This window comes from Pseudomonas paralactis, assembly GCF_001439735.1.
GTDB lineage: Bacteria > Pseudomonadota > Gammaproteobacteria > Pseudomonadales > Pseudomonadaceae > Aquipseudomonas > Aquipseudomonas paralactis.
Genome location: NZ_JYLN01000014.1, coordinates 68581 through 87210 on the forward strand (window position 1 = coordinate 68581; position 18630 = coordinate 87210).

At 61.7% G+C, this 18630-nt stretch carries 22 protein-coding genes; 12 read left to right on the forward strand and 10 right to left on the reverse strand.

What is annotated here, in order from left to right; translation table 11 throughout:
* Nucleotides 1-104: 104 nt before the first annotated feature.
* A complete protein-coding gene (locus tag TX23_RS24945; RefSeq protein WP_057704455.1) occupies nucleotides 105-704 on the reverse strand; it encodes a DUF2796 domain-containing protein in 600 nt (199 codons plus the stop codon).
* 128 nt (nucleotides 705-832) lie between these two features.
* Here TX23_RS24945 and TX23_RS24950 point away from each other — a divergent pair, with 128 nt between their 5' ends.
* Nucleotides 833-1177: a hypothetical protein gene (locus tag TX23_RS24950; protein WP_057704456.1), complete on the forward strand. Its 345-nt coding sequence runs from the start codon at nucleotides 833-835 to the stop codon at nucleotides 1175-1177.
* Between the two features lie 2 nt (nucleotides 1178-1179).
* Here the strand turns inward: TX23_RS24950 and trxA are convergent, their stop codons facing one another.
* From trxA to TX23_RS24965, 3 genes are all read right to left on the reverse strand, one after another.
* Entirely contained in the window at nucleotides 1180-2052 is an 873-nt protein-coding gene (gene trxA / locus TX23_RS24955) for a thioredoxin (protein WP_057704457.1), read from the reverse strand.
* A gap of 125 nt (nucleotides 2053-2177) precedes the next feature.
* Nucleotides 2178-2834 carry a class I SAM-dependent methyltransferase gene (locus tag TX23_RS24960; RefSeq protein WP_057704458.1) on the reverse strand — a complete coding sequence of 219 codons (657 nt, stop codon included), beginning with the start codon at nucleotides 2832-2834 and terminating at the stop codon, nucleotides 2178-2180.
* A complete protein-coding gene (locus tag TX23_RS24965; protein WP_005791855.1) occupies nucleotides 2831-3286 on the reverse strand; it encodes a YbaY family lipoprotein in 456 nt (151 codons plus the stop codon). The genes TX23_RS24960 and TX23_RS24965 overlap by 4 nt, the downstream gene beginning before the upstream one ends.
* Before the next feature lie 140 nt (nucleotides 3287-3426).
* On the opposite strand from TX23_RS24965, the gene nrdR reads away from it, so the two are divergent.
* The 11 genes from nrdR to TX23_RS25020 all read left to right on the forward strand — a co-directional run bounded on the left by nrdR (nucleotide 3427) and on the right by TX23_RS25020 (nucleotide 11690).
* Entirely contained in the window at nucleotides 3427-3891 is a 465-nt protein-coding gene (gene nrdR, locus TX23_RS24970; RefSeq protein ID WP_019818855.1) for a transcriptional regulator NrdR, read from the forward strand.
* On the forward strand, nucleotides 3888-5015 hold the full coding sequence (ribD, locus tag TX23_RS24975) for a bifunctional diaminohydroxyphosphoribosylaminopyrimidine deaminase/5-amino-6-(5-phosphoribosylamino)uracil reductase RibD (RefSeq protein ID WP_057704459.1): 1128 nt from the start codon (nucleotides 3888-3890) through the stop codon (nucleotides 5013-5015). Before nrdR ends, ribD begins: the two co-directional genes overlap by 4 nt.
* Before the next feature lie 48 nt (nucleotides 5016-5063).
* Complete coding sequence (locus TX23_RS24980; protein ID WP_014720128.1) at nucleotides 5064-5726, forward strand: riboflavin synthase; 663 nt, start codon at nucleotides 5064-5066, stop codon at nucleotides 5724-5726.
* Nucleotides 5727-5741: 15 nt separating this feature from the next.
* Nucleotides 5742-6833, forward strand: a complete 1092-nt coding sequence (gene ribBA, locus TX23_RS24985; RefSeq protein WP_003194579.1) for a bifunctional 3,4-dihydroxy-2-butanone-4-phosphate synthase/GTP cyclohydrolase II — start codon at nucleotides 5742-5744, stop codon at nucleotides 6831-6833.
* A gap of 88 nt (nucleotides 6834-6921) precedes the next feature.
* Nucleotides 6922-7398 carry a 6,7-dimethyl-8-ribityllumazine synthase gene (gene ribH, locus TX23_RS24990; RefSeq protein WP_003194576.1) on the forward strand — a complete coding sequence of 159 codons (477 nt, stop codon included), beginning with the start codon at nucleotides 6922-6924 and terminating at the stop codon, nucleotides 7396-7398.
* Nucleotides 7395-7895, forward strand: a complete 501-nt coding sequence (gene nusB / locus TX23_RS24995; RefSeq protein WP_014720126.1) for a transcription antitermination factor NusB — start codon at nucleotides 7395-7397, stop codon at nucleotides 7893-7895. Before ribH ends, nusB begins: the two co-directional genes overlap by 4 nt.
* 18 nt (nucleotides 7896-7913) lie before the next feature.
* Complete coding sequence (gene thiL / locus TX23_RS25000) at nucleotides 7914-8879, forward strand: thiamine-phosphate kinase (RefSeq protein ID WP_057704460.1); 966 nt, start codon at nucleotides 7914-7916, stop codon at nucleotides 8877-8879.
* 54 nt (nucleotides 8880-8933) lie between these two features.
* Nucleotides 8934-9656 carry a substrate-binding periplasmic protein gene (locus TX23_RS25005; RefSeq protein WP_057704461.1) on the forward strand — a complete coding sequence of 241 codons (723 nt, stop codon included), beginning with the start codon at nucleotides 8934-8936 and terminating at the stop codon, nucleotides 9654-9656.
* A 218-nt stretch (nucleotides 9657-9874) separates the two neighbouring features.
* Nucleotides 9875-10492 carry a GTP cyclohydrolase II gene (gene ribA / locus TX23_RS25010; protein ID WP_005791841.1) on the forward strand — a complete coding sequence of 206 codons (618 nt, stop codon included), beginning with the start codon at nucleotides 9875-9877 and terminating at the stop codon, nucleotides 10490-10492.
* On the forward strand, nucleotides 10489-10908 hold the full coding sequence (locus TX23_RS25015; protein WP_057704462.1) for a nuclear fragile X mental retardation-interacting protein 1: 420 nt from the start codon (nucleotides 10489-10491) through the stop codon (nucleotides 10906-10908). Before ribA ends, TX23_RS25015 begins: the two co-directional genes overlap by 4 nt.
* The gene (locus tag TX23_RS25020) at nucleotides 10905-11690 is read left to right on the forward strand and encodes a cobalamin-binding protein (RefSeq protein ID WP_057704463.1); all 786 of its coding nucleotides are present in this window, start codon (nucleotides 10905-10907) and stop codon (nucleotides 11688-11690) included. The genes TX23_RS25015 and TX23_RS25020 overlap by 4 nt, the downstream gene beginning before the upstream one ends.
* A 90-nt stretch (nucleotides 11691-11780) precedes the next feature.
* Here TX23_RS25020 and TX23_RS25025 read toward each other — a convergent pair whose 3' ends face one another.
* The 6 genes from TX23_RS25025 to TX23_RS25050 form a co-directional block, all read right to left on the reverse strand.
* Nucleotides 11781-13655: a TonB-dependent receptor domain-containing protein gene (locus tag TX23_RS25025; protein WP_057704464.1), complete on the reverse strand. Its 1875-nt coding sequence runs from the start codon at nucleotides 13653-13655 to the stop codon at nucleotides 11781-11783.
* A gap of 143 nt (nucleotides 13656-13798) precedes the next feature.
* Nucleotides 13799-15697: a 1-deoxy-D-xylulose-5-phosphate synthase gene (dxs, locus tag TX23_RS25030; protein WP_057704465.1), complete on the reverse strand. Its 1899-nt coding sequence runs from the start codon at nucleotides 15695-15697 to the stop codon at nucleotides 13799-13801.
* A 110-nt stretch (nucleotides 15698-15807) separates the two neighbouring features.
* Nucleotides 15808-16695 carry a (2E,6E)-farnesyl diphosphate synthase gene (gene ispA / locus TX23_RS25035; protein WP_057704466.1) on the reverse strand — a complete coding sequence of 296 codons (888 nt, stop codon included), beginning with the start codon at nucleotides 16693-16695 and terminating at the stop codon, nucleotides 15808-15810.
* Nucleotides 16692-16934, reverse strand: coding sequence for an exodeoxyribonuclease VII small subunit (locus TX23_RS25040; protein ID WP_003176346.1), 243 nt, complete (start codon nucleotides 16932-16934; stop codon nucleotides 16692-16694). Before TX23_RS25040 ends, ispA begins: the two co-directional genes overlap by 4 nt.
* Nucleotides 16935-17089: 155 nt before the next feature.
* On the reverse strand, nucleotides 17090-17503 hold the full coding sequence (locus TX23_RS25045; RefSeq protein WP_157243949.1) for a hypothetical protein: 414 nt from the start codon (nucleotides 17501-17503) through the stop codon (nucleotides 17090-17092).
* The coding region (locus tag TX23_RS25050) for an RHS repeat domain-containing protein (protein WP_209445927.1) at nucleotides 17460-18630 on the reverse strand (1171 nt) is incomplete at its 5' end. The genes TX23_RS25045 and TX23_RS25050, both read right to left, overlap by 44 nt.

Below are 18630 nucleotides of genomic sequence, written 5' to 3' on the forward strand. Positions count from 1 at the left end.
TGTGGGAGCTGGCTTGCCTGCGATGGCATCGCCACGGTGTGCCTGCTGCACCGCGCCGCCAGTATCGCAGGCAAGCCAGCTCCCACATGGACTGTGCTTTCAAGTCAGAACTTCAGGGTGGCTGCGGTAGCCGTCGCGTCAACACCTTGCTGACCGCTTGGGCCGATCAGTTGTACCTGAATTTTCTGGGTTGCAGGGAAGGTCTTGAACACTTGGCTCAGATTGAGGTTGCTCAGCGCCGTCGGCGTGGCGCAGGTGAACTGATAGTGGGCGTGGATTTCGCTGTGGTCGTGATGATGCTCGTGGGCGGCAGCGCCTTTGCCGTCGGTGGCGTGGTCATCGTCGTCATGGTCGGCTTCCGGTTTGTCACCGAACAGCGGGCTGTTGAGTTCCTGGCTGCTGACCACACAACCTGCAGCCTTGGGCAGATTGAACAGGGCCAATGGGTTCTCCAGTTGTTTGCGTACGCCGGCGACCTTGGCTTTGTCGGCTGCGCTGGTGGCCACATGCTCGAAGCCCACCAGGTTCATGGCCGGGCTGTCCAGTTCCAGCTCTAGAGACTTGCCATCCAGCGCGGCGTTGAGGCGGCCAACGCCATGTTCATGGGCGCCGAGGCTACCGTGTTCGTGATCATGCTCTTCATGAGCGTGGGCAACAGCCAGTGGGAGCAGGGCAAACGGCAAAGCGAGCAGCAAACGGCGCATGGGAGGGCTCCAGGATGAAAGTTTTGTTATGTGATCTTATAACAATAGAGCCGAGAGTTTGACCGCCTGCTTGGTGTTGCGCAAGCTGCATGGGAGCATGACCGTCAGAAAAATGCAGGAGTACAACGATGTTGCGAATTCGTGGAACCATCGGCGACCTGCCGGTGGACTTGACCCTGGAACTGGACGACGGCGATTGGGCACGCTTGGGCGCACAGCTTCAGGCCGCCCCAACGCCCAGCGCGTCAACTGCGGCGCCGGTCAAACACAACGACGACCTATGGCAGAGCGCCCAGGAGGTGCTGCGCAGCGCCGGGCAGCTCAACGGTCTGGAGCTGCTCGATCAACTGGAAGGGTTGGCAGGCGATGCGGGCGCGGGCAAGCGCCTGTTGGTGCGCCTGCGCCATAGCGCCAAGGTCAAGGTGAGCAGCGGAGGGGATACGCCGCTGTACACCTGGGTTGACCCTTTGTAGGGTTAGTACAACGCGGCAAACAATTTGCGGCGGTACACCGTGACCAGCGGGTGCTCGTTGCCCAGCAACTCGAACACCTGCAGCAAGGTCTTGTGCGGCAAGCCTTCGCTGTAGCTGCGGTTGCGGGTAAACAACTTGAGCAAACCCTCCAGCGCCGCATCGTACTGCTGACGCGCCAGTTGCTGAATCGCCAACTGATAGGCCGCTTCGTCGTCGTGCGGGTTCTGTGCCAGACGGCTTTTCAGCACGGCGGCGTCCGGCAAGTCTGCGGCCTGGCGCAGGAAGGTGATCTGCGCCTTGGCCCCGGCGAGGGCGGCCTTGTGCTCGTCGCTTTTGACTGCGTCAAGCACGGCCTGGGCTTCTCCCAACTCACCGCGCTCAGCCAGGCAGCGGGCGTACAGAATCAGCGCGGGGGCGTTGGTATTGTCTTCGCTCAACAGCGCCACCAGCAGCGCTTCAGCCTCGCTGATGCGCCCTTCGCTGAACAGCGCCTGGGCCTGTTCCAGCGGGTTTGCCACAGCCGGTGGTGGCATCTGCACATGAGGCTCCAGCATCGCCCGCACCGCCGACTCCGGCTGCGCACCGGCAAACCCGTCCACCGGCTGACCATCCTTGAACAACACCACCGTCGGCAGGCTTTGAATGCCGAAACGCGCGACGATGTCCTGCTCAACCTCGCAGTCGACCTTGGCCAGCAGCAACTCGCCCTGATAACTCTCGGCAATCTGCGCCAGCATCGGCATCAACGCCTTGCACGGCGCGCACCACTCGGCCCAGAAATCGACCAATACGGGCTTTTCGAAGGAGTTCTGAATCACTGCCTGGTCGAAGTTGGCGGTGGTAACGTCGAAGATGTACGGCGTGGGCTCACTCATGGGGTGTCTCGAATAAAGCGGGAATGGGGGCAACTATAAAGGCTGGCGAGGTTGGCTGAAAGCATCGTGCTAGCTCCCACCTTGAAATGCATTCCCCTGTGGGAGCGGGCTTGCCCGCGATGGCCTCAAGCACGCCGCGAATGGTACAGGCTCACCTTGCGAAACTCCCAAGGCTCAGCCAGGTCCGGCAGGGTCAACGCATCCAGAACGTCCAACCGTCGATAACAAGGATGCTGGAAGTCCCGCACCCGTGAATCGGCCACCAGGGCTTCGCGGCCTCGGGTGAGGAATTGATCCAGCAGTGGCAGGTTGGCACGGTCGTAAAGCACGTCGGCCACCAGGATCAGGTCGAAGCGGTCGGCTTCGGCGAAAAAGTCCGCCGAATAGCCCAGCTCTACTTCGTTGAGTTCGGCGTTGGCGCGGCAAGACGCCAAAGCCAGCGGGTCCAGGTCACACGCCACCACTTCCAGCGCACCCGCCTTTACGGCGGCGATCCCGGCCACGCCGGAACCGGCACCGAAATCCAGCACGCGTTTGCCGGCGACCCACTCGGGATGCGCCGCCAGGTAACGCGCCAACGCCAGGCCGCTGGCCCAGCAAAAGCTCCAGTAGGGCGGCTCATGCAGGATGCGCCGGGTTTCTTCCTGGCTGAAGGCGCGGTCCATGTTGTCGGCGTCGAGCAGCCACAGCGACAATTGGGTGCCCGGCAGTGGGCAGGGCACTAATTGCGCGTCGCCGATCAGTTCGCTCAAGGCACGCTGCAGGTGCAGCGGTGGCGTCATGGTGCCTTGACGAGTTGCAGGGGGCCGGTGCTCTGGGTGATCGCCTGGGTCACGCGTACGGCGGGCAGGTGCAGGATCAATTGGCCGGACTGGCTGGCGCGGCCACGCAATTCAACGCGCGCACCGGCCGGGAAGGCTTCAGGGTTGAAGCGCAGGCGGAAGGCCAGAGGCTTGCCGTTGCCGCTCAGCACGCTGCTGGCGAGCAGCTGCTGCGGGCGCGAACGGTCGTCGATCACCAAGAGCGCCATCTCGACTTCGGCACCGGCGGGCACGTTGGTCAGGCTCCCGCTGATTTCCCGTTGATAGGCGGGCAGGGGGCCGAGGTCTTCAATGCCCGGGACTTTTTTCTCTTGTGCGGGTGTCGGTTGAGGCGCGGCCGGTTTGGGGGCTTCGCTGCTGCAGGCGACCAGAAAACTGAACAGCGTGAGTAGAACGAGTGGTCGTAACTGCATGTACGGCTCCAGAAAGGACAACATCCGTGGCTTAAAAAAATAGAAACATATAAGCCTGCCTATATACCGTAAAGGCTATGGCTTGTCTTGCCACAGGGATGCGCTACCATGGCCCTCCCATTTTTTGTTGCCTGCCAACCATGCACTGTCCCTTCTGCGGTGCCAACGACACCAAGGTCATCGACTCGCGTCTGGTCGCCGAGGGCGACCAAGTGCGTCGCCGGCGCGAATGCCTGGCCTGTGGTGAACGTTTCACCACCTTCGAAACCGCCGAACTGGTGTTGCCCCGTCTGATCAAGTCCGACGGCAGCCGCCAGCCTTTCGACGAAGAAAAACTGCGCGCCGGTATGCAGCGCGCCCTGGAAAAACGCCCGGTGAGTGTCGAGCGCCTGGAAGCGGCATTGGTGCATATCAAGCACAAGCTGCGGGCGACCGGCGAGCGCGAGGTCAAGAGCCTGGTGGTCGGTGAGCTGGTGATGGGCGAGTTGCAAAAGCTCGACGAAGTCGCCTATATCCGTTTCGCTTCGGTGTATCGACGCTTCCAGGACCTCAACGAGTTCCGCGAAGAGATCGACCGCCTGGCCCGTGAGCCCTCCAAACAATGACCTCTGAACAGGCAGTCCTCGACGCCCATTACATGGCGCGCGCCCTCCAATTGGCGCGCAAGGGCCTGTACACCACTCACCCCAACCCACGGGTGGGCTGTGTGATCGTACGTGACGGGCAGATCGTCGGCGAAGGCTGGCATGAGCGCACCGGCGAGCCCCATGCCGAGCCCAATGCCCTGCGCGCCGCCGGTGACAAGGCCCGTGGCGCAACGGTGTACGTGACGCTGGAGCCGTGCAGCCATCATGGCCGTACGCCGCCCTGTGCCGATGCGCTGGTGTCCGCCGGTGTGGCGCGGGTGGTGGCCGGTATGCAGGACCCGAACCCGGAAGTGGCCGGACGGGGCATGCAGCGCCTGGCCCAGGCGGGTATCGAGGTTCGTAGTGGTGTGCTGGAAACCGAGGCGCGGGCGCTTAACCCCGGCTTCCTCAAGCGCATGGAACACGGTTTGCCGTTCGTGCGGGTCAAGCTGGCGATGAGCCTGGACGGCCGCACGGCGATGGCCAGCGGCGAAAGCCAATGGATCACCGGCCCCGCCGCCCGTGCTGCGGTGCAACGCTTGCGCGCCGAAGCCAGTGTGGTGTTGACCGGTGCCGACACGGTACTGGCCGACGGTGCCCGCTTGACCGTTCGCGCCGCCGAACTGGGCCTGGACGACGCAACCACCGCCCTGGCCATGTCGCGCCCGCCGTTGCGTGTGCTGATCGATGGCCGCCTGCGGGTGCCGCTCAACGCACCGTTCTTCAAGGCCGGCCCGGCGTTGGTCATCACCTGTGTGACCCCGGAGAATCAGTTCCCCCGTGGCCCCGAGTGCCTGGTGGTGCCGGGCGTGGAGGGCCAGGTCGACCTGCGCTCGGCACTGGTCGCCCTGGCTGCCCGTGGCGTCAACGACGTGTTGGTGGAAGCCGGTCCGAGCCTGGCCGGCGCGTTTGCCCAGCAGGGCCTGGTAGATGAGTACGTCATATTCATCGCCGGCAAGTTCCTCGGCTCCGCTGCCCGCCCGTTGCTGGACTGGCCGCTTGAGAAGCTGGCCGACGCCCCCCAACTCAAGATCACTGACATGCGCGCTGTAGGCGACGACTGGCGAGTCACTGCCATCCCCGTCCCGGCAGTGAGCGTATAATTCCCGGCCTGCGCTTAAGCGTCAGCCCCTCGTTTTCAGGAGAACGAAATGTTCACCGGCATTATCGAATCCATCGGCAGCATCCGTGCAATGACCCCCAAAGGCGGCGACGTGCGCCTGCTGGTTGAAACCGGCAAGCTGGATCTCGGCGACGTCAAGCTGGGCGACAGTATCGCCGTCAGCGGCGTGTGCCTGACCGTTATTGAGCTGCCGGGCAACGGCTTTGCTGCCGATGTCAGCCGGGAAACCCTGGACTGCACCGCGATGAACGATCTTGCGGCCGGCAGCCCGGTCAACCTGGAAAAAGCCCTGACGCCCACCACGCGCCTGGGCGGTCACCTGGTCAGCGGCCATGTCGACGGCGTCGGCGAAGTGGTGGCCCGCAGCGAAAACGCCCGCGCCGTGGAATTCCGCATCCGTGCGCCCAAAGAGCTGGCCAAATACATCGCCCACAAAGGTTCGATCACCGTCGATGGCACCAGCCTGACCGTGAACGCCGTCAATGGCGCCGAATTTGAACTCACCATCATTCCTCACACCCTCAGCGAAACCATCATGGCCTCCTACCAGCCGGGCCGCCGGGTGAACCTGGAAGTGGACTTGCTTGCCCGTTACCTGGAGCGCCTGTTGCTGGGCGAAAAGGCCGCAGAGCCTGCATCAGGCAACATCACCGAAAGTTTTCTGGCCGCTAACGGCTACCTGAAATCCTGACCAAGGGGGTGCCGCGTGGCGCTCAATAGCATCGAAGAACTGGTTGAAGATATCCGCCAAGGCAAGATGGTCATCCTTATGGATGACGAAGATCGCGAGAACGAAGGCGACATCATCATGGCCGCCGAGGCGTGCAAGCCTGAGCACATCAACTTCATGGCCAAGCACGCCCGTGGTTTGATCTGCATGCCCATGAGTCGCGAACGCTGCGAGTTGCTCAAGTTGCCGTTGATGGCGCCGCGCAATGGTTCGGGTTTCGGTACCAAGTTCACCGTATCCATTGAGGCCACCACGGGCGTCACCACCGGCATCTCCGCCGCTGACCGTGCCCGCACCGTGCAAGCCGCTGCCGCGAAAGACGCCAAGGCCGAAGACATCGTCAGCCCTGGCCACATCTTCCCGCTGATGGCCCAACCCGGTGGCACCCTGGCTCGCGCCGGCCACACCGAAGCCGCTTGCGACCTGGCACGCATGGCCGGTTTCGAGCCAAGCGGGGTGATCTGCGAAGTGATGAACGACGACGGCACCATGGCCCGTCGCACTGAACTGGAAGCCTTCGCCGCCGAGCACAACCTCAAGATCGGCACCATTGCCGACCTGATTCACTACCGCATGATCCACGAACGTACCGTTCAGCGGATTGCCGAGCAGCCGCTGGACAGCGAACTGGGCCAATTCAATTTGGTGACCTACCGTGATTCAGTGGAAGGCGATGTGCACATGGCCCTGACCCTGGGCAACATTTGCGCAGAAGAACCGACCCTGGTACGCGTGCACAACATGGACCCATTGCGTGACCTGTTGATGGTCAAGCAGCCCGGTCGCTGGAGCCTGCGCGCCGCCATGGCCGCGGTTTCCGAGGCCGGCAGCGGTGTGGTGCTGTTGCTCGGTCACCCGCTGGATGGCGACGTATTGCTGGCGCACATTCGTGAAACCGCCGACGCCGTGCCGGTGAAAAAACCGACCACCTACAGCATTGTCGGTGCCGGTTCACAGATCCTGCGTGACCTGGGCGTACGCAAAATGCGCCTGATGAGCGCACCGATGAAATTTAATGCGATATCCGGATTCGACCTGGAAGTTGTAGAATACGTGCCCTCCGAATAAAGGCCGGCGATTTTTGCCCCTTGTTCGCGGTTAAATCATCACTGAGGGACGCACTTTTCGCGTCCCGGCTCTTTAAGAGATTTGTCGAATGACCCTGAAGACCATCGAAGGTACCTTCATCGCCCCCAAAGGCCGCTATGCCCTGGTGGTTGGCCGCTTCAACAGCTTCGTGGTTGAAAGCCTGGTAAGCGGTGCGGTTGACGCCCTGGTTCGCCACGGTGTGAGCGAGAGCGATATCACCCTTATCCGTGCGCCTGGCGCCTTCGAAATTCCACTGGTTGCGCAAAAAGTTGCTCAGCAGGGTGAATACGCGGCGATCATCGCCCTGGGCGCGGTCATTCGTGGCGGCACCCCGCACTTCGAATACGTGGCCGGCGAATGCACCAAGGGCCTGGCCCAGGTGTCCATGGAATTCGGCGTGCCAGTCGCTTTCGGCGTACTGACCGTGGATTCTATCGAGCAAGCCATCGAGCGTTCCGGCACCAAAGCCGGTAACAAAGGCGCTGAAGCTGCCTTGTCCGCCCTGGAAATGGTCAGCCTGCTGTCGCAGTTGGAGGCCAAGTGATTTCCGACGAAAGCGATCAGTTCAACCCTCAGGACCCGCGTCCTGCCGATGCCGGCAAACCGTCCAAGAGCGAGAAGCGCCGCAAGGCGCGTCAACTCGCGACCCAGGCGCTGTACCAGCGTCACCTGGCGGGCGCTTCGCTGAACGAAATCGAGGCACAGTTTCGCGTCGATAACGATTTCACCTTCGCCGACCAAAGCTACTTCCACGACATTCTGCACGGCGTGCATGCCAACCTGACCGAGATCGACACAGCCCTGGCGCCATGCCTGGACCTGACCATCGAAGAACTCGACCCGGTTGAACTGTGCGTGATGCGTCTGTCCACCTGGGAGCTGCTCAAGCGCGTTGACGTGCCGTACCGCGTCGTGATCAACGAAGGCATCGAACTGGCGAAAGTCTACGGTTCGACCGACGGTCACAAGTTCGTCAACGGCGTGCTCGACAAGCTGGCCCCGCGCCTGCGTGAAGCCGAAGTGAAGGAACACAAGCGCTAATCTGCGCTTGAGTCCCGCATGGGCGAGTTCGAGCTGATCCGCAAGTACTTCGCCGCCGCGCCCTGTGCGCAAGGCGGCGAAGGTATTGCCCTGGGGATCGGCGACGACTGCGCCTTGCTGGCGCTGCCCGCCGGGGAGCAACTGGCGGTCTCTACCGATACGCTGGTGGCCGGCGTGCATTTTGCCGACCCCTGTGACCCGTTCCTGCTCGGCCAGCGCTCGCTGGCCGTGGCGGTGAGCGACCTGGCCGCCATGGGCGCCACCCCCCTCGCGTTTACCCTTGCCCTGACCACGCCGACCGTCGATGCCGATTGGCTGCAACGCTATGCCCAAGGCTTGAACGCCATGGCGCAAAGCTGCGGTGTGGGCTTGGTGGGCGGCGATACTACCCGTGGGCCGCTGAGCCTGACCCTGACGGTATTTGGCCGCGTGCCGGCGGGGCAGGCGTTGACGCGCAGTGGTGCACAGCCGGGTGACCTGCTGTGTGTGGGCGGCGAGCTGGGCAATGCTGCTGGCGCTTTACCGCTGGTATTGGGCCAACGCACGGCGGACGCGGCAATCGCCGAGCCGCTGCTCGCCCATTACTGGGCGCCGCAACCGCAATTGGCCCTCGGGCTGGCGCTGCGGGGCAAGGCGACTGCGGCCATGGATATTTCCGACGGGCTGCTGGCCGATTGTGGGCATATCGCCAAGGCCTCTGCGGTGCGCCTGGTGGTTGAGCGCCAGCGGTTGCCGTTGTCCAAGGCCTTGCTGGCGTTTGTCGGTGAGGACCAGGCTCAAGTGGCGGCGTTGAGCGGGGGCGACGACTATGTGCTGGCGTTCACCTTGCCGCCGTCCGAGTTGGCGCCGTTGCAGGCCGATGGCTGGCCGGTGCATGTGGTCGGCCGGGTCGAAGCGGGGCAGGGCGTGACACTGCTCGACGTCGACGGCCAGGACATCACCCCGGCTGTGCGCGGCTACCAGCATTTTCGCCAGACGCCCTGAGTCGGCGGTCTGCGCTACCCTTTAGACGATTATCCCGAGTAAGAGGCCGTGACTATGGCTGTATGCCGCTGGCTGCTGATCGTGCTGTGTACCTTCATTTCCTTGGTTCAGGCGGACACTCCCGTGCCCGGCAAAATCGTGCTGGCCAGTGAAGAGTGGAACGACTACACCAACAAGGATGGCAGCGGCCTGGCCTGGGACCTGTTGCGCCACATCTTCGAGCCAGCAGGCGTTACCTTGCAAACTCGCAGCGTGCCCTACACCCGCTCGGTCGGCCTGGCCCAGCGTGGTGAGGTGGATGGTTGTGTCGGCACCTATCGCGATGAGGCCAGCGCAGTGCTGTACCCGCGCTGGAACTTCGACGCCGATCATATCTACGCTCTCGGGCTGGCAACTTCACCCACGCCGACATTGGCGACCCTGGGCAACTACCGCCTGGCCTGGGTGCGCGGCTATAAATACGAGGGGTACCTGCCCAACGTGCAGCGCTACAACCAGATCGAGCGGCGCAGCGGCATTCTGCCGATGCTGCAACACGGCCGTGCCGAGTTCTATATCGATGCCCTTACCGAAGCCAAATACGTGCTCAGTCAGTCCCCAGACCCGACGCAATTCAAGCTCACTCATATCGCTGAATTGCCGCTCTACGTAGCCTTTGCCGACACCGAGCGTGGCAGGACATTGATGGCCGTGTATGACCAGCGTCTGGCCAGCCTGATCAAGACCGGTGAGTTGAAGGCAATTTTCGACCGCTGGAAACAGCCCTACCCCTTGTAGGAGCGAGCTTGCTCGCGAAAAACCCCTGGACGCCGCGTTGATTCAGAATACCCGCGTTACCGTTGACGACTTTCGCGAGCAAGCTCGCTCCTACATAGAATCAATCCAAAGGCCAATCGAACCTATTGATCTTTATCAGCGATAATTCAGCTTAAGCGTCTGTAGGAACCTGCTGTTACAATGCCCGCCTCTGTGAAATCTGAAATCAGGAGCACACGGTGCCCGTCGTTTTCGTCGCCGCTTCCAAGCTGCCTACCCCTTTTGCCACGTTCACCATGAACGGCTTTCTCGAAGAAGCCACCGGGCGCGAGCACGTTGTGCTCAGCCTCGGCGACATCACCGATGGCGCGCCGGTGCTGGGGCGTGTGCATTCCGAGTGCCTGACCGGCGATGCGCTGTTCAGCCAGCGCTGTGACTGCGGCTCGCAACTGGAAGCCGCTTTGCAAGCCATCGCCCGTGAAGGCCGCGGCGTGCTGCTGTACTTGCGTCAGGAAGGCCGTGGCATTGGCCTGTTGAACAAGATCCGCGCCTACGAGCTGCAAGACGGCGGCGCCGACACCGTGGAAGCCAATGAGCGCCTGGGCTTTGCCGCCGACCAGCGCGACTACGCCATCTGCCTCCCGATGCTTGAACACCTGGGGGTCAAATCTCTGCGCCTGATGACCAACAACCCGCGCAAGGTCAAAGCCTTGACCGAAATGGGCATCACCGTGGCCGAGCGTGTGCCGCTGCACACCGGGCACAACCCGCACAACAAACTCTACCTGGCGACCAAAGCCAGCAAGCTCGATCATATGATGGGCAACGAGCATCAGGGCGAGGTCGACCGCGCGTGACCCGCGGCCAGGTGAAGCGGCGACTGTCCTTCAATTGGTGGCAGTACCTGGCCCTGGCGTTGCTGCCTCTGTTCGTCATCAATCTGCTGTTCGGCCGCGCTGAATCCTTGCTGCCGGTGCTGGCCATGCCGTTCTTTATTGCCGGCGTGGCCTCGATGTTTCTGAGCCTGCGTTATTTCCACGGCTATAAACATGCACTGATCGCCACCTCCAAAGCCCTCGATACCGCCGAAGAACCCGCTGCCTGGATCACCCTCGCGGCCCGTCGCCGTACGGCCTTGCTGGTGGCTGCACTACCGGCCTGGATCGGCGCGCTGGCAGTGTTCGTCGGCCTGGAAGCGGTGCCGCTGTTTCTCTTGGCCCTGTCGACGCTGGTGCTGTTTTACCTCTATCGCATCCCGCGTCAGTTGGGATGAAACGCTACTGGCTGGCACTCCTGCTGGTATTCAGTGCCCAGGCGTTGGCGGTTGAACGCGTCGTTAGCCTGGCGCCGTCGCTGTCTGAAATCGTGCTTGAGCTGGGTGCCGAGGACTTGCTGGTCGGCGTGCTTGATGGTGGTGACCGCCCGGCGGCGTTGGCGAAGGTACCCTCGGTCGGGCACTACGGCCAGTTGGACATGGAGCGCCTGCTCAGCCTCAAGCCCGACCTGATCCTGCTCTGGCCTGGCAGCGTCGGCCCGGCCCAGCGCGAGCAGCTCCAGCGGTTGAATATCCCGGTGTACGTCGCCGAACCCCACAGCCTTGAACAACTGACCGCCCAGGTGCAGGCCATTGCCGAGCAATTGGGCCGCGCTGAAGCGGGGCGCCAGCTCGCTGTGCAATTACGCCAGCGCTTGGCCGAGTTGCGCCAGCGCTACCAACGGGCCGAGCCGCTACGGGTTTTTTACCAAGTGTGGAACCAGCCGCTGTACACCGTGGGCGGTGGGCAGATCATCAGCGATGCCCTCAGCGTGTGCGGGGCGCGTAATGTGTTTGATGACCTTAAGTTGCCGGCGCCGCAGGTGAATATCGAGTCGGTGCTGGCGCGTGATCCCGAGGTGATCCTGGTGGGCGATCAGGCTCAGAAGGACGCTTGGAAGGCGTGGCCAATGATGGCATCGCGGGTGCGGTTGGTGCCGGACAAGGGCCTGGAGCGGCCGAGTGGGCAGATGTTGGAGGCGGTGGGGCGGTTGTGTCAGGTTTTATCACCTAACCTGTGAAACCGCTATCGCAGGCAAGCCAGCTCCCACAGGGGAATGCATTTCAATTGTGGGAGCTGGCTTGCCTGCGATGACATCGGTGCAGGCCCCTCAGAACTCAGGTGTCCATGTCAGCCCAACCATCCACACCCGACCTTCTTCACGATAATTCTGAGCCTCGCCGAGGTAGCTGTACTTCGCCCGCGCATAAGACTTGTCCAGCACGTTATCCACCTTCAGCGACAACGACACCTCCCGATTCAACGCCCAACTACTGCGCAGCCCCAACAAGGCATAACCGCCCAGACGGTTGCGGTTGGCTTCATCGTCGTAGCTGCTGCTGATCGCCTGCCAGCTGGCGCCGAGACCGAGCTGATCAAATTGCCGGTCCAGATCCAGGTTCACCGTGCGCCGGGCGCGACGCGCCAGGGTGTGGCCGCTGTCACGGTCACGCGGGTCGATAAGCGACAGGCCCAGGTTGCCCTGCCAGCCAAACAGTTCCTGCTTGAGCGCCGCTTCAAAGCCGTTGATCCGCGCCGACGCCACGTTTTGCGGCTTGCCAGCGTCAAGGATAATCGCGTCGCTCAGGTCGGTGCGATACAGCGAGGCTTCCAGGCGCGTGCTGTCGCTCAGTTGGCTGCGCCATTGCAGCTCGTAGCTCTTTGACGTCTCGGGCTGCAGGTTGGGGTTGCTGTACTGCGTGTCGGGGTAATAGAGGTCGTTGAAGGTCGGCGCCCGGAAGCCTTCGCTGTAGCTCAAGAGCAGGTCATTGTCAGGGTTGACCGGCACGGTCAGGGTGCCGCTCCAACTGTTCTGGCCGCCGAACTGCTGGTTCTGGTCGCGGCGCAGGCCCAGCTCGGTGGAAAACCATTGGCTATGGAAGCGGTGCTGCACGAAGGCCGCCCGGTTCCAGCGGCTGTTTTCGGTAAAGGTGGTGGAACCGTGGAAACGGTCTTCGTACCAGTCGCCGCCGACGATCAGGCTGTTTTGCTCATTCAGGCTCAGGTCGTTTTGCCAGTTGACCGAGTCGCGGTAGGTATTGAACGCGCTGAAGTCATCGCTGAGGGTGTCACGCTTGGTGTCGCGGTTTTCGCTGTGGCCCAGTTCGAGGCGCGACTGCCAGCTGTCATTGAGCTTGGCATCGACATAGCCGCTAGCGCTGCTGACGGTGTAGTCGGTGTAAGGTTTCTGGCCGAAGCTTTGCCCGGTGGCGCCGTCATAGCGGCCATAACTGTTGTCGTACTCCGACTTGCCACGGTTATCCAACAGGTTGAAACCCACCTCCAGCTCATCGCTGAACGAATGGCTGAGGTTCAGGCTGATGGACTGGTTGCGGTAGGCATCATGGTCGCCGTCACTGGGAAACGACGCGTGGCTCGCGTTGATACCGGCGGTTTCATCCAGGCTCGCGCCCAGGTTGAAGCGCGTGTGTTCATCGCCGCCCGACAGGCCCAAGCTGCGCTCCCAGGTCTGGTTGCTGCCAAAGCCCAGTTTCAAGCGCGGCTGCAAGCCTTGCTCGGCATTGCGCCGGGTAAACACCTGAATCACCCCGCCAATCGCATCGCTGCCGTAAATCACCGAACGTGAGCCGCGCAGTATTTCTACTCGTTCAATCTGGTCCACACTCAAGAACTGCAGGCCGCTGTCACCCGATGTGGCATTGGCAATGCGTTGGCCGTCTACCATCACCAGGCTTTGAGCAGTCTTAGTGCCACGAATGAAAATCCCCGGCAAACTGCCACGCCCACCGGTTGGCGCGACTTGCACACCGGGTACGCGGCTGAGCAGGTCGGTAACGCTGCTCGGTTGCAGGCGGTCGATATCGGCGCGGGTGAAGACGGTGTTGGCGGCGCTGCTGTCGTTACGCGCCTGCACTTGGCGGTTGGCGCTGATGACCACGTCGGAGAGCTTCAACGCCTGGTCGCGGGTGTCGGCGAGCAGGTCGGCGGCGGGTAGCAACAGCAGGGCAAGGCACAGGCGTTTCATGGGCCGTCCATAGCGATTTTGAAGGTGATATCAGCTAAATGTGGGAGGGGGCTTGCCCCCGATTGCAGTGTGTCAGTCAGAATATCTGGTACTGATACACCGCTATCGGGGGCAAGCCCCCTCCCACATGTTAGTCGCGTTTTCTACAGGGCCAGACGTGCCAAACGCTCGCGCACCGACGCCTCGATGCCGGCCTCGTCCAACCCGCACTCGGCCAGCATCTGCGCCGGCTTGGCGTGCTCGACGTACACATCCGGCAAGCCCAGGTGCAGCACCGACTTGAGGATGTTCTCCCGGGCCAGGAACTCGCTGACTGCCGCACCGGCGCCGCCCATGATGGCGTTCTCTTCGACGGTCACCAACAGTTCATGGCTCGCGGCGATTTCGCGTACCAGCGCTTCATCCAGCGGCTTGACGAAACGCATGTCGACCACCGTGGCATCCAGCTTCTCAGCCACTTTCAGCGCTTCGGCCAGTTGTACGCCAAACACCAGGAATGCAGTCTTGCTGCCTTGGCGACGCACAATGCCTTTACCGATTTCAATCGGCTCCAGGTCTTTCTCGATCACGGCATTCGGGCCTGTGCCGCGCGGGTAGCGCACGGCGGCCGGGCCGTTGTACAGGTGGCCGGTGCTGAGCATCTTGCGCAGTTCGTTCTCGTCGCTGGGCGTCATCACCAGTATGCCGGGGATGCAGCGCAGGTAGGACAGGTCGAAACTGCCGGCGTGGGTCGGGCCGTCTTCGCCCACCAGGCCGGCGCGGTCGATGGCGAACAGCACATCGAGGTTCTGCACCGCCACATCGTGAACCAGTTGGTCATAACCGCGCTGCAGGAAGGTGGAGTAGATCGCTACCACCGGCTTGGCGCCTTCGCAGGCCATACCGGCGGCGAAGGTGACAGCGTGCTGCTCGGCAATTGCCACGTCGAAGTAACGCAGCGGGAAACGCTCGCTGAACGCCACCAGATCGGAGCCTTCCTTCATCGCCGGAGTAATGCCTACCAGGCGTGGGTCGGCGGCGGCCATGTCGCACAGCCATTCGCCAAATACACCGGAATACTTCGGCCCGCTGGCTTTTTTAGGCGCGGCGGCGGGAGCGTCCAGGGGTTCGAGCTTGGTGATCGCGTGGTAACCAATCGGGTCGACTTCCGCCGGAGCGAAGCCTTTGCCCTTCTTGGTGACAATATGCAGGAACTGCGGGCCCTTGAGGTCGCGCATGTTGCGCAACGTGGCGATCAGTGTCGGCAGGTCGTGGCCGTCGATAGGGCCGATATAGTTCCAGCCCAGTTCTTCGAACAGGGTGCCGGGTACCAGCATGCCTTTGGCATATTCTTCGGTGCGACGGGCGATCTCCCACGCGCCAGGCAGGCGCGACAGCACTTTCTTGCTGCCTTCGCGCATGCTGGCGTAGGTGCGGCTGGAGAGGATTTTCGCCAGGTAATTGGACAGGCCACCGACATTGCGCGAGATCGACATGTCGTTGTCGTTGAGGATCACCAACATGTTGGCGTCCACTTCCGGCGCATGGTTGAGCGCTTCGAAGGCCATGCCGGCAGTCAACGCACCATCCCCGATCACGGCAATCGCTTTGCGATCGCTGTTTTGCAGACGGGCGGCAATCGCCATGCCCAGCGCGGCACTGATGGAGGTGCTGGAATGGCCGACGCCAAAGGTGTCGTACTCGCTTTCGGAGCGGCGCGGAAAGGCGGCCAGCCCGTCCTTCTGGCGCAGGCTGCCCATGCGCTCGCGACGGCCGGTGAGAATTTTATGCGGATACGCCTGATGGCCCACGTCCCACACCAGCCGGTCGTCCGGGGTGTCGAACACGTAATGCAGGGCGATCGTCAGCTCGATCACGCCCAGCCCGGCGCCGAAATGCCCACCGGTCTGGCCGACCGTATAGAGCAATTCCAGGCGCAACTCATCGGCCAGGGTTTCCAGCTCGGCTTCACCCAGTCGACGCAGGCCGTCCGGCGTGGCAGCGCGGTCGAGCAGGGGCGTGGACGGGCGTTTGCGGGGAATCTCTTGAAACGTCGTGGGCATCAGGCGAATCGTTATAGGTATAGAAGAGGCGGCAGTTTACCTCAAGCCGTGCAAACTGCCCACGCAGAGCGCCGAACTTGGCCGATATGCGGCGCAAATGGCCGCGGCTGTCAGTGGCGGCGCTCGACGATATACCGCGCCAGGTCGCGCAGTGGCTCGGCTGCCGCGTCGAAAGGTCGCAGGGCTTCCAGCGCCTGGTCGCGTAGCTCAATGGCGTACGCCTTGGCGGCTTCCAGCCCCAGCAGGGCCGGATAGGTCGGCTTGTCTCGTGCGATATCGGCGCCCTGGCGTTTACCGAGGGTGGCGGTATCGCTTTCCACGTCGAGAATATCGTCCTGTACCTGGAAGGCCAGGCCGATCGCGCGGGAATAGGTCTGCAGCGCCGCCAATTGCTCGGCGTCGGCACGGCCACTGGCCAGGGCGCCCAGCTGCACGGCGGCCTCAATCAGCGCACCGGTCTTGTGGCGATGCATGTGTTCGAGGGCTTTTTGATCGAGCTTGAGGCTGACCGAGCCCATGTCGATGGCCTGCCCGCCGACCATTCCAGCGGGGCCCGCGGCGTGGGCCAGGGCGGTGACCATGCGCAAGCGGATCTCGGCGTTGACACTGCTTAGCGTCGGGTCCAGCAATGCGCTGAACGCCAGGCTCTGCAAGCCGTCCCCGGCCAGAATTGCGTAGGCCTCATCGAAGGCTTTGTGGGTGGTGGGCTGGCCGCGACGCAGATCGTCGTCGTCCATCGCCGGCAGGTCGTCGTGTACCAGGGAATAGGCGTGAATTAACTCCACCGCACACGCCGCGCCATTGGCCTCGGCCGCCGGTGCGCCCAGGGCTTCACAGGCCGCATAGGCCAGCAACGGGCGCACCCGCTTGCCGCCATTCATCACGCTGTAACGCATGGCTTCATAGAGGCGCGTCATTTCCGGGCTTGGCGCCACAAACAAGGGCTCTAGCGCCGCATTCACCCGGGCTTGGCTACTGGCCTGATACGCGCTGATCATTCCGGCTGTTCCGCATCGAAAGGTTCTTCGGCCAACTCCCCGTCACGCTCCAGCAACACCTGGACCTTCTGCTCCGCCTGCGCCAACGCGCTCTGACAGTCGCGGGTCAGGCCGATGCCTTGCTCAAACGCCGTCAACGAGTCTTCCAGCGACAACTCGCCGTTCTCCAGACGCTCGACCAGGGTTTGCAGGTCGGCGAGGGATTGTTCGAAATCGAGTGCAACTTTTTTGCGGGCCATGGCGGCAATTCCGGTAGACGGTAAACCGGCGCGACACTAGCAGACATGGGGGATTGGGGCAAATGAGTGGGGCTGTTACTGCTGGGTGGGGTGAGCCGAATAGAGGGGGTTATTCGGCTCATTTGGTGAGCCGATTGCGCGAGCTATTTCGCATGTTAGTGAAAAGAGGCGTCGATTCTTTCGACTTTTAGTTTGATAAAGTGGTCGTTGCATTCGGGGTGGTCGTAGTGTACGCCCTCGACATTAAGAAATGTGAAAGTCATTAAGATTTCATTGCGCAGGTGTCCGTAGAGTACATAGGAATAACCGCGATTTGTATGTCTTATCAGTGTTTTAGTTTCGTCAGTCCGTTCAATTTCGTAGTTTTCGGAAAGATTTAATGTGAGTTCTACGTCATACGTCTTACCCACTTCAAGTTCATAGGGGCAATAGCTGGCGAAGCAGTTTATAGTCGTTCCTTCGATGATCAGAGTCACGTCTTCTTCTATATGCTCGTTGAGCGCTACCACTTTTGCTTTTTTATAATTATTGGTTGTAAGGTGTGATGGTTTTGTCAGTGGCGTCGCCATTTATTACCCTCCAGAAGTCTTTCCCACTTTTGGTATGTAAGGTGGTTATGTTGCCAGCTGAATTCGTACCCGCGAATGCGAATTTGGCTTGGCCCGTTCTATTCGTTCCCATGAGTAAAACATATCCTGTTGTCGATTTGCTTTTGTAGAGGTAATTGATAGGAATTCCTTCGTTCACGACATGTCGTGCCGTCAGTAAATATTCATTGGGGGTCTCTACTCCGAATTCTGGCCCATGCTTTTCGTAATGCTCGTTTAGTTTTTGCTTGTTGGCAAACTCCGTTGGACGGGTTGTTACGGTTGGCTGGTTTGGTTCGCCTGTATTTATCTTAGCTGTATCTGCCGGCTCTTCAACGCCTGCCTGCGATTTGCATCCGTCCTCCCCAGGACATCTACTCAACCCTAGCGGATCCACCCAACCCGTAGGATTGGGCACGTACAGGTACCCATTGATCCCACCCGCCAACTTCACCGGATCCGGTGTCAGGTAGCGACCAATATCCGGATTGTAATAGCGATGGCGGTTGTAGTGCAGCCCGCTTTCCGCATCGAAATACTGACCCTGAAAGCGCAGCGGATTATCAATTTTGCCTACGTCGAGCCGGGCGATCTGGCCGTAGGCGCGGTAGTGAGCTGACCAGACGATTTCGCCCTCGGGGCTGGTTAGTTCCTGCGGTGTGCCGAGGTGGTCGAGTTGGTAGTGGTAGGGCGTTGTGGCTTGTGGTCCGTAGCCTTCCAGCAGTGCTAATGGCCGGAAGCTTTCGGGCTCGTAGAGGTAACTGCGATGGCGTTCCGCATGGTGCTCGGCAATCAGCTTGTCGCCTTGCCAGAAAAATTCGGTGGTCTTGCCATCCACGGTTTTGCTGACACGTCGCCCAAACGGGTCATACCGATAGCTTGCGGTCTGCCCGTTGGGTTTGGTGAAGCCAATCAACCGATGCTGGCAGTCGTAGCGATATTCCGTGACGAGTTGATGACCCTTGCCGCGCCGTTCGCGGATGAGGTTGCCGAAGGCGTCGTAGTCGTAATGGCGGTCGCCCTGGATCATCAGGCGGTTGCCGGCAACGATGTCCGGGCCGGGGCGGTCTTGCATCAGCAGGTTGCCCGCCGGGTCGTGGGCGAAGCGT

Excerpts from the sequence above, each read along its gene's own strand:
- TX23_RS24945 (WP_057704455.1), bottom strand. The coding sequence starts at position 704 with ATGCGCCGTTTGCTGCTCGCTTTGCCGTTTGCCCTGCTCCCACTGGCT.
- TX23_RS24950 (WP_057704456.1), top strand. The coding sequence starts at position 833 with ATGTTGCGAATTCGTGGAACCATCGGCGACCTGCCGGTGGACTTGACC.
- trxA (WP_057704457.1), bottom strand. The coding sequence starts at position 2,052 with ATGAGTGAGCCCACGCCGTACATCTTCGACGTTACCACCGCCAACTTC.
- TX23_RS24960 (WP_057704458.1), bottom strand. The coding sequence starts at position 2,834 with ATGACGCCACCGCTGCACCTGCAGCGTGCCTTGAGCGAACTGATCGGC.
- TX23_RS24965 (WP_005791855.1), bottom strand. The coding sequence starts at position 3,286 with ATGCAGTTACGACCACTCGTTCTACTCACGCTGTTCAGTTTTCTGGTC.
- nrdR (WP_019818855.1), top strand. The coding sequence starts at position 3,427 with ATGCACTGTCCCTTCTGCGGTGCCAACGACACCAAGGTCATCGACTCG.
- ribD (WP_057704459.1), top strand. The coding sequence starts at position 3,888 with ATGACCTCTGAACAGGCAGTCCTCGACGCCCATTACATGGCGCGCGCC.
- TX23_RS24980 (WP_014720128.1), top strand. The coding sequence starts at position 5,064 with ATGTTCACCGGCATTATCGAATCCATCGGCAGCATCCGTGCAATGACC.
- ribH (WP_003194576.1), top strand. The coding sequence starts at position 6,922 with ATGACCCTGAAGACCATCGAAGGTACCTTCATCGCCCCCAAAGGCCGC.
- thiL (WP_057704460.1), top strand. The coding sequence starts at position 7,914 with ATGGGCGAGTTCGAGCTGATCCGCAAGTACTTCGCCGCCGCGCCCTGT.
- TX23_RS25005 (WP_057704461.1), top strand. The coding sequence starts at position 8,934 with ATGGCTGTATGCCGCTGGCTGCTGATCGTGCTGTGTACCTTCATTTCC.
- TX23_RS25020 (WP_057704463.1), top strand. The coding sequence starts at position 10,905 with ATGAAACGCTACTGGCTGGCACTCCTGCTGGTATTCAGTGCCCAGGCG.
- TX23_RS25025 (WP_057704464.1), bottom strand. The coding sequence starts at position 13,655 with ATGAAACGCCTGTGCCTTGCCCTGCTGTTGCTACCCGCCGCCGACCTG.
- dxs (WP_057704465.1), bottom strand. The coding sequence starts at position 15,697 with ATGCCCACGACGTTTCAAGAGATTCCCCGCAAACGCCCGTCCACGCCC.
- ispA (WP_057704466.1), bottom strand. The coding sequence starts at position 16,695 with ATGATCAGCGCGTATCAGGCCAGTAGCCAAGCCCGGGTGAATGCGGCG.
- TX23_RS25040 (WP_003176346.1), bottom strand. The coding sequence starts at position 16,934 with ATGGCCCGCAAAAAAGTTGCACTCGATTTCGAACAATCCCTCGCCGAC.
- TX23_RS25045 (WP_157243949.1), bottom strand. The coding sequence starts at position 17,503 with ATGGCGACGCCACTGACAAAACCATCACACCTTACAACCAATAATTAT.